This window comes from Corallococcus sp. CA054B (assembly GCF_003611625.1).
Lineage (GTDB): Bacteria > Myxococcota > Myxococcia > Myxococcales > Myxococcaceae > Corallococcus > Corallococcus coralloides.
This window is the reverse complement of sequence record NZ_RAVY01000244.1, coordinates 1-13,264: the sequence shown is the minus strand read 5'-3', so window position 1 is coordinate 13,264 and position 13,264 is coordinate 1. Positions and strand designations below refer to the sequence as shown.

Annotated in this window: 10 protein-coding genes; 3 read left to right on the top strand and 7 right to left on the bottom strand. The window is 71.4% G+C overall.

What is annotated here, in order from left to right; translation table 11 throughout:
- The 6 genes from D7V80_RS36475 to D7V80_RS36450 all read right to left on the bottom strand — a co-directional run.
- A partial coding sequence (locus tag D7V80_RS36475; protein WP_120592471.1) for an NAD-dependent epimerase/dehydratase family protein occupies positions 1-970 on the bottom strand: 970 nt, incomplete at its 3' end.
- Entirely contained in the window at positions 967-2,088 is a 1,122-nt protein-coding gene (locus D7V80_RS36470; RefSeq protein WP_120592473.1) for an NAD(P)-dependent oxidoreductase, read from the bottom strand. The genes D7V80_RS36470 and D7V80_RS36475, both read right to left, overlap by 4 nt.
- 120 nt (positions 2,089-2,208) lie before the next feature.
- Positions 2,209-4,008, bottom strand: coding sequence for an ABC transporter ATP-binding protein (locus D7V80_RS36465; protein ID WP_233585988.1), 1,800 nt, complete (start codon positions 4,006-4,008; stop codon positions 2,209-2,211).
- A 45-nt stretch (positions 4,009-4,053) separates the two neighbouring features.
- Positions 4,054-5,052, bottom strand: coding sequence for a Gfo/Idh/MocA family protein (locus tag D7V80_RS36460; RefSeq protein ID WP_120592470.1), 999 nt, complete (start codon positions 5,050-5,052; stop codon positions 4,054-4,056).
- Positions 5,049-6,026 carry a zinc-binding dehydrogenase gene (locus D7V80_RS36455; protein ID WP_120592469.1) on the bottom strand — a complete coding sequence of 326 codons (978 nt, stop codon included), beginning with the start codon at positions 6,024-6,026 and terminating at the stop codon, positions 5,049-5,051. The genes D7V80_RS36460 and D7V80_RS36455 overlap by 4 nt, the downstream gene beginning before the upstream one ends.
- Before the next feature lie 105 nt (positions 6,027-6,131).
- On the bottom strand, positions 6,132-7,814 hold the full coding sequence (locus D7V80_RS36450) for a DUF5060 domain-containing protein (protein ID WP_120592468.1): 1,683 nt from the start codon (positions 7,812-7,814) through the stop codon (positions 6,132-6,134).
- Positions 7,815-7,944: 130 nt separating this feature from the next.
- On the opposite strand from D7V80_RS36450, the gene D7V80_RS36445 reads away from it, so the two are divergent.
- The 3 genes from D7V80_RS36445 to D7V80_RS36435 all read left to right on the top strand — a co-directional run bounded on the left by D7V80_RS36445 (position 7,945) and on the right by D7V80_RS36435 (position 12,269).
- Positions 7,945-8,502, top strand: coding sequence for a dual specificity protein phosphatase family protein (locus tag D7V80_RS36445; RefSeq protein ID WP_120592467.1), 558 nt, complete (start codon positions 7,945-7,947; stop codon positions 8,500-8,502).
- Positions 8,503-8,535: 33 nt separating this feature from the next.
- Positions 8,536-10,380 carry an aminoglycoside phosphotransferase family protein gene (locus D7V80_RS36440; protein ID WP_233585986.1) on the top strand — a complete coding sequence of 615 codons (1,845 nt, stop codon included), beginning with the start codon at positions 8,536-8,538 and terminating at the stop codon, positions 10,378-10,380.
- A gap of 689 nt (positions 10,381-11,069) precedes the next feature.
- Positions 11,070-12,269, top strand: a complete 1,200-nt coding sequence (locus D7V80_RS36435) for a FadR/GntR family transcriptional regulator (RefSeq protein ID WP_120592465.1) — start codon at positions 11,070-11,072, stop codon at positions 12,267-12,269.
- Positions 12,270-12,291: 22 nt separating this feature from the next.
- Here the strand turns inward: D7V80_RS36435 and D7V80_RS36430 are convergent, their stop codons facing one another.
- Positions 12,292-13,179: a beta-xylosidase gene (locus D7V80_RS36430; protein WP_120592464.1), complete on the bottom strand. Its 888-nt coding sequence runs from the start codon at positions 13,177-13,179 to the stop codon at positions 12,292-12,294.
- Between the last annotated feature and the right edge of the window lie 85 nt (positions 13,180-13,264).

Sequence of the window (13,264 nt, the reverse complement as noted above, 5' to 3'; positions counted from 1 at the left end):
CCCATCCGGTGGCCCGCGTGAAGGCGCGCGTGTCGGAGACGTAGTAGCGCTGGTCGCCCGTGCGCCAGTCCTCGAAGCCGACGCGCGGCATCCGGCCCGTGCGTCGCTGGATGAGCGCGAGCAGCTCCAGCAGGCTCACCGTCTGCCCCGGCCCCCCACCGATGTTGAAGGCCCGGCCCCGGATGCGCGGCATGGCCTGCTGGGCCAGCCAGAAGGCGCGCACCAGGTCCTCCACGAAGAGGATGTCGCGCACCTGCATGCCGTCGCCGTAGAGCGTGAGCGGCTCGCCTTCCAGCGCTCGCAGGAGGAAGTGCGCCACCCAGCCCTGGTCCTCCGTGCCGAACTGCCGGGGCCCGTAGATGCAGCTCATCCGGAACACCACCGTCGGCAGGCCGAAGGTGCGCGCGTAGTCCAGCACGTACTGGTCCGCCGCCCCCTTGGAGCACCCGTAGGGGCTCTCGAAGTCGAGCGGGCACTGCTCGCTGATGCCATGCGCCAGCGTGCGCGGCTCCGTGGGCGCGTAGCGCTGCCCACGGACCGCGAGCGCCAGCCCCGGCAACCCTCCGTAGACCTTGTTGGTGGAGGTGAACACCAGCGACGCGGGAGTCTCCATCTCCCGCAGCGCCTCCAGGACGTGGAGCGTGCCGCGCGCGTTGACGTCGAAGTCGTGGAGCGGGGACTGGAGGCTGTGCGTCACCGCCACCTGCGCGGCGAAGTGGAACACCTCGCTCGCGCCGTGCAGCGCCCGCCGCACCGCGCTCAGGTCGCGCGTGTCCGCCACGTCGATGCGCAGACGCTCGCCATGGCGCTCGCGCAGCCAGCGCAGGTTCTTCTCCACGCCGGGGCGCGACACGTTGTCGAACACGCGCACCGTCCGCCCGTCCTGGAGGTAATGGTCCGCCACGTTGGAGCCGATGAAGCCCGCGCCCCCGAAGATGACGACCGTCCCTTCCCCTCGTCCGGGCCTCATACCGTGAGCCCCCTCGCGTCCAGCTCCGCCCGCGCCTGCGCGGCCCGGTCCTGGGCCACCTGGCCCACCAGCCACCGCGACAGCTCCAGGAGCCCCTCCTGGAAACCGACGCGGGGCGCGTACCCCAGCACCTCGCGCGCGCGGGTGATGTCCGCGAAGCAGTGGCGGATGTCGCCCATGCGGTACTTCCCCGTCACCGCCGGCCGCATCCGGGACAGGCCCATCACCTCGCCCACCGCGCGCGCCACCTCGCGCACGGTGACGGCGCGACCGCTGCCCACGTTGAGCACCTGTCCGGCGGCGGCCTCCACCTGGAGCGCCAGCCGGCAGGCCTGCGTCACGTCGTGCACGTTCACGAAGTCGCGCTGCTGCAGGCCGTCCTCGAAGAGCAGCGGCGCGTTCCCGTTGAGCAGCCGCGACGCGAAGATGGCCAGCACGCCGGTGTACGGGTTGGAGAGCGCCTGGCGCGGGCCGTAGACGTTGAAGAAGCGCAAGGCCACGGTGGGGATGCGGTATGCGCGGCCCACCAGCAGGCACAGCCGCTCCTGGTCGAACTTCGACAGCGCGTAGACGGACGACAGCGTGGGCGTCTTGTCCTCGGGCGTGGGCACGGGCGTCAGCCGCGCACCGTTCGCGTCGCGCGGCTCCCAGTCCCCCGCCTGCAGCTGGGACAGCGACCGCTCCGGCCCCGGCGCCGTGCGCCCGTCCGGCGTGAGGTACAGCCCCTCGCCGTAGACGCTCATGCTGGAGGCCACCACCAGCCGCTCCACCGGGCGTTCAATGAGGGCCTGGAGCAGCACGGCGGTGCCCTGGTTGTTCACCGACGTGTAGTGGGCGACCTCGTACATGCTCTGGCCCACGCCCACCGCGGCGGCCAGGTGCACGACGCAGTCCACGCCCTCCAGCGCCCGGCGCACCGCCTGCGCGTCGCGCACGTCCCCCACGTGGAGCTCCACCTCCGGCGACAGGTAGTCCGGGCGCTCGTCTCCGGGGCCATGCACCTGGGGCACCAGGGCGTCCAGCGCCCGCACCCGGTGACCGTGCGCGAGCAGCTCGTCCGCCAGGTGCGAGCCGATGAAGCCCGCCCCCCCGGTGATGAGGATGTGTTTGCGGCCCATGTGCCCTCCCGCCCCCAGGGCCGCGTCCACGCGCGCGGCCACTGGCCTGTCCGAGAGAACGGTAAACACCACACCGTCCGGGTCACCCCTCCCTGATGGCTCGCCTGGATGCGCGCCCGCTCAGGCGGACAGAGGTGACGGAGGCGCCAGGGGGCGGTCGGGCAGCAGCCCCCGCGTCTGTCGGCGCACGAGCGACGCGTAGTAGCCGCCGTGGTGCATGAGCTCCTCGTGCCGTCCCTGTTCGACGATGCGGCCCTCCTGGAGCACCAGGATGCGGTCCGCGTCCACCACCGTGGACAGCCGGTGGGCGATGGCGAACGTGGTGCGGCCCTTCATCAGGCGGCCCAGCGCCTCTTGCACCAGCGCCTCGCTCTCCGCGTCCAGGGCGCTGGTGGGCTCGTCCAGCACGAGGATGGGCGGGTCCTTGAGCAGCGACCGCGCGATGGCGATGCGCTGGCGCTCACCGGCGGACAGCCGGCTGCCCTTCTCCCCCACCACGGTGTCGTAGCCCTGGGGCAGGTGCTGGATGAAGACGTCCGCGTGCGCGGCGCGGGCGGCGGCTTCAATCTCCGCCTGCGAGGCCTCCGGCCGGCCGTAGGCGATGTTCGCGCGCACGCTCTCGTTGAAGAGCAGGCTGTCCTGGAGCACCACGCCAATGTGGCGGCGCAGCGACATCTGCTTGAGCGAGCGGACGTCCTGCCCGTCGATGCGCACCGTGCCCTGGATGGGGTCGTAGAAGCGGTACAGGAGGCTCATCAGCGTCGTCTTGCCCGCGCCGCTCGGACCCACGAGGGCAATCGTTTCTCCCGGACGCACCTTCAGGTCCACGCCGCGCAAGAGCGGCCGGCCCTCGCCCGCGCTGGAGGGGTAGGCGAAGTGGATATTGGAGAACTCCACCTCGCCCTTCACGCCCGTCACCTCGCGCGCGTCCGGCGCGTCGCCCAGGTGGTCCTGCGCGTCCAGGATGGAGAACACCTGATGCATGGCCACGGACGCCGTGCGCAGCGTGCGGTACACGCCGCTCAGGCCCTGCACCGGGCCGAACAGCCCGCCGATGTAGCCCAGGAACGCCACCAGTGTGCCGGTGGTGATGTCCCCCCGGAGCACCAGCAGTGCCCCCATGCCGATGGACGCCACGCGCGCCACCAGCACGACGATGTTCTGGCTGCCACTCACCACCGCGTCGTAGCCCACGCCCCGGACGACGACGGCGTTGGCCTCCCACACGCCGTGCAGGAAGCGCTGCTTCTCACGCTCCTCCATGGCGCAGCTCTTCACGGTGACGATGCCGGAGAGCACTTCGTTGAAGCGGGCGTAGATACTGGCCCAGCGGTCCATCAGCGTCTGCTCGCGCTTCGTCTGCACGGGCGCGGCCTTGCGGGCGATGAGCACGGGGATGGGCGCGAACGCGAGCGCCACCAGCGCCAGCCGCCAGTCCAGCCGCAGCATGATGATGACGGAGAGCAGCAGGTACGCCGCGGCGGGAACGACGTTGAAGGCCAGCTCCGTGATGGCGCCCACGAAGCCCTGCATCCCGCGGTCGAGCCGGGTCATGATGGCGCCCACGCCCTCCTCGCGGTGGAAGCTCAGGGGCAGCGAGTGGAGGCGCGTGACGGTGGCCTCGTTGAGCGAATAGTGCACGCCGATGCGCGTGCGCCAGGTGAGCCAGTTCGCCGTGGAGGCGAGCGACTCGCGCGTCAGGCCCATGAGCACCAGCCCCACGACGCCCAGGAGCACCGCCCGGGCGGCGCCTTGCGCGCCCAGTTGGTCGAAGATGTACTTGAGCACCAGCGGCTCCAGCGCGCTCAGCGCGGAGCCCGTCAGCACCAGCAGGAGGATGAAGACGACCGCGCGCCGGTGCGGCTGGAGCCAGGCCATCGCGCGCGACAGCGATGCGGAAGGGACGGAGGCGTTCTGCATGAGCGAGGGAAACGCGCCGCTGTCCCCACCCCTTCCCTGCGCGGCTCAGGCGTAGAGCCGGTCCAGCGTGGTGGCCACGTCCACGAGCCGCTCGGCTTCCGCGTCGAAGCGCTCGCCCTTCGCCAGCCGGGTGGCCCACGCCACGGCGGCCCGTCCGCCCCAGGCGTCGGGCGGCGCGCTCAGCCGCTCACGCTTCGTGCCCTGGAACACGTCCGCGGTGAAGTCGTAGAAGGAGCCGTCCACGTTGCGGAACGCCGCGCCGCCCTTCGTGCCGTAGAAGGCCGCCTCGATGACCGCGTCGCACCCGGCGGGCAGCTTCCAGGAGCAGGCGAGCTGCACGGCCGTGCCCGTGCTCAAGAGGAGCTGCGCGGCGGCGAAGTCCTCCACGCCCTCCTCGCGCGAGGCCAGCGGCCGGCCTTGAGCGAAGCGCCGGGTGGCCACCGCCTCCACCGCCGGAAAGCCGAGCGTCCACAGCGCCAGGTCCACCAGGTGGATGCCCAGGTCCATCACGCAGCCGCCGCCCGCCTGCTTCGGGTCGTAGAACCACGGCTTGTCCGGGCCGTACGCGTTGTGGAACACGAGGTTCACCGCGTAGACGTGGCCCAGCGCGCCCGCCTGGATGCGCTCGTGCAATCGCCGCATGCCGGTGGTGAAGCGGTAGCTCAGGTCCACGCCCAGGAGCCGGTCCTTCGCGCGGGCTGCCTCCACCACGCGGCGCACCTCCGCGGCCGTGCGACCCAGGGGCTTCTGGCAGAACACGGACACGCCCCGCTCCAGCGCGCATAGGGACTGCTCCGCATGCACCGCGCTGGGCGTGGCGATGACCAGCCCGTCGAGCTCCAGGTCGAGCAGCGCGTCCAGCGACCCGACGCATCTCGCGCCAGGGACGAGCGCCTGGGCTTCCCGGGCCGCGTCGGCGGAGGGGTCGCAGAGGCCCACCACCTGGACCTGCTCCGAGCGCACGACGGCCTCCATGCGGTTGCGTCCAATCCAGCCCACGCCCAGGAAGCCGACGCGGGGTTTCGCTCCCGAGGTGGCGCTCATGGGGTGACGATCCCCTTGAGGAAGCCGTCCGGGCGCGCGCGCATGGCCTCGAAGGCGCGGTCCAGCTCCGCCATGGGGAAGGAGGTGAAGAGGGGGAATGGATCCAACCGGCCGGAGGCGACGGCGTCCACGGCCATGCGCATGCCCTCGACGTAGACCTGGGGGTCGCGCTCGTGGGCGTTGACGACGTCCAGCCCGCGCCAGTTCCACAGCTGCAGGTTCACCTGCCGGGGCCCGTCCTGGTGGTAGCCCGCGATGACCAGCCTGCCGCGCACGCGAGTGAGCTCCGCGGCGAGGTCCAACGGCCACTGCTCGCCGACGACTTCGATGACGCGGTCGCAGAAGGTGTTCCCGGTCAGGGACTTCACGCGCTCGATGATGCGGTGGTGGTCATCCATGGGGATGCACTCGGCGGCGCCCTGGCCGCGCGCCAGCTCCAGCGCCCAGGGCCTGCGGGCGACTGCCAGCACGCGCGCGCCCGCGTGGGCCGCGAGCCGCGTCACCACCGCGCCCAGGAAGCCGATGCCGATGATGGCGACCGTCTGGCCCGGCTGGATGTCCGCGCGCCGGAAGATGTTCATCGCGCAGCCCAGGGGTTCGCCGGGAAAGGGCTTGCCCGCGAGCGACGGCGGCAGCACCACCGTGGAGGCCGCGTCCGCCACGTCGTACTCCGCGAAGGCGGCCGACGAGAGCATGGCCACGCGGTCACCGGGTTTCAGGCCAGAGACGTCCGGGCCCAGGGCGTCCACCACACCCCAGCCCTCGTGGCCCGGAGCGCCGGGCGGCAGGGGGTAGCGGAACCAGTCGCGTCCTTCCCACACGGGGAGGTTGGAGCCGCAGACGCCGCAGCCCTCCAGCCGCACCCGCACCTGACCGGGGCCCGGTTCAGGCCGGGCCACGCGCTCCACGCGGATGCCCCGAGGCCCTCCCACGACCGCCGCCCGCATCGAGCCCGCCACCGCCGCGCCATCCATGTGCAGCCCTCCCCCGGTGAATCGCCTCAAGCTAGGACCGGCCTCCGCGGGTGGGACCCGGCGCGATGGGGCGGGCCCGCTGTGGACTCGTCGCCACGCGCGGGCTCAGCGGACGGCCTCCACCACGCCGGCCGCGTGCCGCACGAACGGGGGCACGGTGAGCGACACCTCCGGCTCCGACACGAGCCGCTGCTCGCGGCTCAGCACCTCGCCCGTCACGTCGTTCCACCAGGTGATGCGGTACTCCCCGGGAGCAAGCCGCACGCGCACCCGGGCGTCGGACACGGGCTCGCCATAGCCCTGCTTCGCGCCCATCACCCACAGCGCCTGGAGGCCCGGGCGGCCCATGGACCAGGCCCGCGTGCCGGCGGGTGACGCCGGAGGCGCCTCTTGTGGCAGCAGCGGCGCCCCCGGAGGCAGGCGGGCGAGGTAGTCCGCCAGCACGCGGAAGTGACGCCCGCGCTCCGGCGTCATCGGCACGTCGGAGTCCTCGGTGAACGGCGGGGCGCTGTGCGCGAGCACTCCGGCCCCACAGAAGGTGGTGACCCAGATGCCCACGTGCGTGTGGTCGTACGTCCGGCGGTCTTCGCCGCCGTAGCCGAACTCGCCCAGGAGGATGGGCTTGTCGTAGCCCCACGTCTCCGCCACCTTGCGCGTCAGCTCCGCCGCGAGCGCATGCACCTCATAGAACTCCTTGCCGTACAGGTGCCATTGCAGGAGGTCGTCCTGCCGGCTCGCGTACCAGGGGCGCTCGTCACCATCGACGTTCCAGTGCAGTCCCACCGAGCCCACCGTGACCAGGTGCCCGTACGGGTCCTCCGCGTGCCACGTCTGCGCGAGCTTCACCGCCCAGGGCATCCACGTCGCCTCGCCGACGTTGCCGTCCCACTCCGGCTCGTTGAGCAGGTCCACGGCCAGCAGGGCGGGGGACGCACCGAAGCGCGCGAGCACGTAGCGCAGCCGCCGCTCGGCCAGCTGTGGCCGGTCGAAGAAGTCATCGGGCATGGCGGCGGGGCCTCCGCGCGCGGTGCTGTAGGGGTTGTCCTCCCAGCTCTTCCACGTCTCGCCCGGCGTGAAGCCCACCGCGAAGAGGGTGAGGATGACCTGCAGGCCGTGCCGCTCGGCGGCGTCGAGGATGGCGTCGTAGCGCGCGGCGACCTCCGGGTCGAAGACGCCGGGGCGCGGCTCCAGGCAGCCGGGCTGGGGGCCGGGCTCCGGCTCCTCCCGCTCGCAGTCGGTGAAGATGAAGACGCGCAGGGTGTTCATCCCGCGCGCCGCCATGCCGGCGATGTACTCCGTGGCGGACTGCTGGCCCTGATTCCAGGTGGGGTCGTAGACGTTGAAGCGGTTCTCTCCCAGCGGAAGGAAGGGCGTGCCGTCCTCCCACGCCAGGTGGTGCGCGGAGACCGTGCTGCGGCGCACGAAACCCCGGCGTGACGACGGCCGGGACAGGAACCGGCCCGATGCGACCTCCTTCGCTCCCGCCTGGACGCGGTAGTGGTATTCGCCCACCTCCTGGGGAGTGAAGCGCACGCGGAAGCCGCCGCCCGCCACGGGGAATCCGCCCACGTCCATCTCCCGGCCAGAGGGAGCCACGAAGCGCGCGTGCACGGGGACATCGTCCGGGGCGCTCGTGATGCCGGGGACGGTGAAGCCGACCTCGAACCGGGCGAAGCGCTCCACCTCCTGGAGCGGAGCCGGGGCGGCGGGCGGTGGACGGTGGGCCGCGCAGCCCACGAGCAGCACGACCCACAGCGCTACCGGCCAGCCCTTCGTGAAAGGCGCCATGTCCCCTCCCCCACCACCGCCACTCAGCGGGCCGAGCGCCCGGAGCTCTTCGAGGCCGCCCGGCCGTCCATCACCGCGGGCCCCATCTTCCCTCCACTGCCCCAGGGTGATGGAGCGGAAGGGAGCACGCATGCGCGTGAAGGAGCGGGAGCTCAATCTCGATTGGGTGACGCCGCTGTTGGCGGTGGGCGGAAGCTATCCCATGGATGCCGCCGCGCATCTGGCCCAGAAGCTGGGCGTGCGTCATGTGGTGGATGTCCGGGTGGAGTGCCAGGACGACGAGCACGTGCTCCGGGAGCACGGCATCACCTTCCTGCACCTGCCCACGGTGGACATGCGCGCCATTCATTCGAGGATGATCCACGACGGCGTCGCGTGGGTGCGCGAACGGCTGACGCAGGAGCAGAAGGTCCTCATCCACTGTGAGCACGGCATCGGGCGGAGCGCGCTGCTGGCGTTGTGCGTGCTGGTGGAGCAAGGGCTGGCGCCGCTCGAAGCGCTGGAACTGGCGAAGACGCGGCGCCCCTGCGTGTCGCCCAGCCCGGAGCAACTGAAGGCCTTCATCACGTACACGCGGGACGTGCGCGCGGAGCGGTCCGTCACGTGGCCGGAGCCCACGCTCGAAGCCCTGGGCACCATCGCGTACCGGCATCTGCGTGCCTGCATGGAAACGACGGGCGGACGCTGAGAGGTCATGCTCGTTCATGGGGACCATCCGCGAATGCTGGACCCCAGGGAGGTTCTCGGCCCGCTGAAGGCCCGGCTGCCGCGGCTGGCCACACTGCCTCCAGGGCTGGAGGGGCACGCGGAGCTGGTGACGCTGTTCATCGAAGCCAGCGTGCTCGCCCAGGGCCTGCTCGACGCGGACATGGAGGCCACGGGCGAGGACGGAGCAGGCCCCCAGCGTGAGGGCAGGCTCGCCCTGCCCCTGGCGCTCGCGAAGCGCCTGCGTGAATCGTGGGATGGCGTCACCGCACCGGGTACGGCCTCGCGCCACGCGCTGTGTGAATCGTCGGAGTGGAGCACGCTGTCAGCGCTACTCCAGTCACTGGAGCGCAGCGCCCTGCCCGCGCGGGTGACCCTGAAGGAACCCGAGGGCTACGCGCACTTCGCGCTGTACCCGGAGCTATATCTGGAGGCCGCGCGGGCCTCGCGGCTCGCGGGTTCGACGCGGGTGGTGGGCGTGCGCAGCATCGGCACCGGGCTCGCGTGCGTCGTCGCCGCGGGCCTCGGTGCACCCTCGCCGCCCATCACGGTCCGCCCCGAGGGTCCTCCTTTTGAACGCCAGTTGCATCCCGGCCCCCAGCTCACACGCGAGTTGGACGCCGCGGCCCACTCGGACGCGGTGGCCATCGTGGATGAGGGGCCTGGACTGTCGGGCAGCACCTTCGGCGCGGTGGCCGACTTCCTGGAGGCCCGGGGCATGCGCCGCGAGCGGCTCCACTTCTTCCCCAGCCACGCGGGCGCTCCAGGTCCCATGGCCAGCGAGCATCACCGTGCACGCTGGGCACACGCCCACCGTCACCCCCCGGACTTCGACACCTGCGCCACGCGACTCATGTCCTGGGTGGAAGACCTCACCGGACCCGCCATCGCGCCGATGGAGGACATCAGCGCGGGCACCTGGCGCCGGCACCTCTTTCCGGATCCGCGAGACTGGCCCGCGGTCCACGTCCAGCAGGAGCGCCGCAAGTACCTGCTGACCACGGAGCGAGGAATCTTCCTGCTTCGCTTCGCGGGCCTCGGCGTCCCAGCGGAGCATCGGGTCCACCGAGCACGGCAACTCGCGAGCGCCGGCTTCACACCTCCGGTCACGGGACTACGGCACGGCTTCCTCGTCCAACCCTGGCTCGCGCGGTCGCACGCGGACGACCTGGCCCCCGCCGCACCGCGAGCCTGTCCCCTGCCGCTCGCACACGCGCTGGACCGCGCCATGCTCCTGGAGCACGTGGGCCACTACCTCGGCTTCCGCGCACGGGCCTTCCCCGCGCCGGAGCCCGGACGCGGCGCCCCCCTGCACCAGTTGCTGGAGATGGCCCGGTACAACACCGCCCGCGTCCTGGACGAAGGACTCGCGCGGGTCCTCGACGGATGGATGCCCCACCTGGACGCGCTCGCACGAACCGCGTGGCCCGTGGAAACAGACCACAAGCTTCACGCATGGGAATGGCTCGTCCTCCCCGGAGGCCAGTTGCTCAAGACGGACGCCGTGGACCACCACGCCGGGCTCGATCTGGTGGGCTGTCAGGATGTGGCCTGGGACATCGTGGGCGCCGCCGTGGAGCTGGACCTGAGCGAACCCGCGCTCGCCACGCACGTCGAGCACGCCAGCGGCCACCGCGTCTCCCCCTGGCTGCTGCGCTTCTACCGGCCCTGCTACCTCGCCTTCCAATGCGGCCACCACACCCTGGCCGGGACCACATTGGAGAGGACGAATCCCAATGAAGCCACCCGTCTGAGAGCCGCCGCGGCCCGCTACGCCTCACGTCTACGGGACCATCTGAGCAGCTCGCCGCCAGCTCGTTGCCCCATCCTGCCCCCCGAAGCGCTCCACGAGGGCCTTTGAGTGGCGAAGCGCGGCGGTGAGTCATGGCGTGGTGCGTGCGAGCTCCAGGTCAGGGTCATGAGTAGAGGCGCCCGCCGAGCGCCCCTTTCCCAAACCTGTCCGACTGTCGGACAGGTTGAAGACGAGGACACGCATCGCCGAGCGCGGCGATGGACCGTGACGTCGAGCGTGCGCTGACGCCAAGAGAGTGCCCCGGGTGGAGGCACCCGCCCGGGCCCGATTGACTCAAAACCTGTCCGACTGTCCGACACGTTTTCCCGCCTGGGGCCCGAGGCCGCGCCAGCCCGATAGGGGCACAACGTCATACGTGCGCGGGCGCGAAGATAGGGCACGGGCAGAGGCGCCCGCCCGGGGCGGGTTCCCTCAAAACCTGTCCAACTGTCGGACAAGCTTCGCGGCATGAGGCCCCAGGTCGCGCTGCGTCGCGGGGACGCGACGGCATGCGTGCGCGGACACGAAGGTGGGGCACGAACAGAGGCGCCCGCCCGGGACCGGTTGCCTCAAAACCTGTCCGACAGTCGGACAGGTTTTCGCCCCATGGAGCCCGCGAACTTGTCCGACAGTCGGACAGGTTTTCGCCCAATGCGGCCCGGGGGCGCGCTGGCCCGGCAAGCGACGCGGAGGGTGGGTCCCGCGCGTCCATGTCAGACCCCTGTGGTTGGATGGCGATGCTGGGACGAGGAGGGGGAATGGGGATCGGACGGGGAGGACTCGTGGCCTATGTGGAGGCACAAATCGAGCGCGACATCGCGCTGGGACGGTTGCCCCCGAGCGGGCAATTCGGCCCCGAAGCGAAGCTGGCGCTGCGCTATGGGGTGTGCCGGGGCACCATCCGCGAGGCGCTAAGGCGGCTGGCGGCGCGGGGCCTGGTGGTGCAGCACCCAGGGAGCAGGACTCGCGCGGTGGCGCTGGATGAGTCACTGACGCTGGAGAACCTGGGCCTGGCGCTGCATGACGCGCGCAACCCGGACGCCCGGTGGCTTCTGGAGGGCTACTTCAGCCTCAAGCGGCAGGTTCTGGTGGAGCTGCTGGTCGACTGCTGCGCGAGGGCCTCGGACCTCGACCTGGACCGGCTGGGGAGTACGTGCTTCGGGCTTTGGGATGCGGCGCGCTGGGAGCCGGGGGCCAGCTGCGCGCAGGTGGAATTCGCGTTGCTGCGGCAGGCAGCCCGGGTGGCGGGCCGGCCCGGGCACGTGCTCCTCGTTCAGTCCCTGCAGCGGGCATTCCTGGAAGGCGCCGCCCAACTGTTGCCGCTCCTGGGCGGAGAGGCGCTGCGCCAGTGGGCCACCTGCGCGAGACAGGCCCTTTCCGAGCGTAACGTGCGGGCGCTTCAGCAGGAGCTGCCGGCGCTGCTGAAGGCTTGCGATGAGCTCGTGCTGAATGCCTTCGCTCCTGCTCCCCAGGCGCATTGCTCGCCCGAAGAAGACCTTGCCCAGGAGGAGCAGGAGCCGCTTGTGGCCCCGGCGTCAGCCAACGCGCAAGATGAAGCGCATGAGGCGCGTGACCTCGGAGTTCCCTTGGCGGCCACCGTGAAGGACGAGGCGCTGGAGGCATGCCCCGGTGTGGAGGCGGATGGCCTCCGCCACCTCGCGCCAGTCGCTCCTCCAGGACTCGCGTCCGGTGGGCGCGGTGCGGAGTGCGCAGGGAAGGATGCGATGGGAGCGGCCCTGGGCACCCTGTCCGACGGTCGAACAGGGTGGGACGCCTCCTCTCCAGGGAGGTGCATCCAGCCCGAGCCTCCTCGCACCCGCCCTCACGAACCCTCCCACGGGGTGAAGCCTTCAGAGGGCAACCTCCTTCAGCGGACCCGGGCTCTCCTGGGCCGGTGGGCCGCACGCCTACGCCTCTGGCGCTCCATTGCCCACGCCGCAGGACCACCGGCTTCTTGATGGGAGACAGCCTCCTGGCGGCCTAGCCGGCGTAGCGCCGCGTCATCCGCGCGCAGAAGTCCGCGTATTCCTCCACGTGGTTCGGCGGGCTGGTGTGGTGCGCGGCCATGCCGCACGACTCGGGCGTGAAGCAGTAGGTGAGCGTCACGTCGAAGTCCTCCAGCGCGCGCATCTGCCGGTCGAACCACTCTTCCGCTCCGGGCCTCAGGCTGTCCGCCCAGCTCAAGCCCGTGCGCAGGTGGCGCACGCCCAGCTTCTTCAGCCACGCCACCGCCTCGTCTAGACGCGGGTCCTGGAAGTGGAACCACTGGCAGATGCCCAGCTGCGGCGTGTAGTCCGCGAAGTGGCGCAGCGCGCGCTTTGGCGTTCCGTCCTCGCGCAGCAGCCCCATGTGGAAGTGCCGGTAGTAGGAAGACCCTTCCGCCTCGCGGTGGCGCGTCGTGGCGGGCCACGCTTTGGGCAGATCATAGAGGCTGTACCAGTGGAGCCGCTCCACCCGGCCCAGCAGCAGCTCCGCGGTGCGCCGGAGGCCGAACTCCTGCACCTCCTCCGCGCCGAAGGAGGACACCCCCACCTCCGTCACCCAGACCGGATGGCGGGACACCGCGCGCACCTCCGCGATGCGCAGGGGCCACTCGTCGATGGGCCAGTGGTTCCAATCCAGGGGGAAGCCATGCACCGCCACCACGTCCACCTCGTCCAGGGCGCCCTGCCGGTCCAGGCGCTCCAGGAAGCCGGGGTCGATGGGCGACATGCCCCCCAGCACCCGAGGCAGCGTCGGGTGCTCCGCGCGGACCGCCGCCCCCGCCAGCCGCACCATCCGCGAATAGATGAGCCAGTCCTTGTCGAGCTCCAGGTCCCAGTGGGACTTGTTGTTCGGCTCGTTCCAGAGCTTCACCGCTTCAATCATCGCGCGCCCCCTCCCCTCCAGGGTGTGCAGCGTCCGGGGCCTTTCAAGGCAACCACCCCCGGGGGGCTTCCCCGCGCCGCCTGCC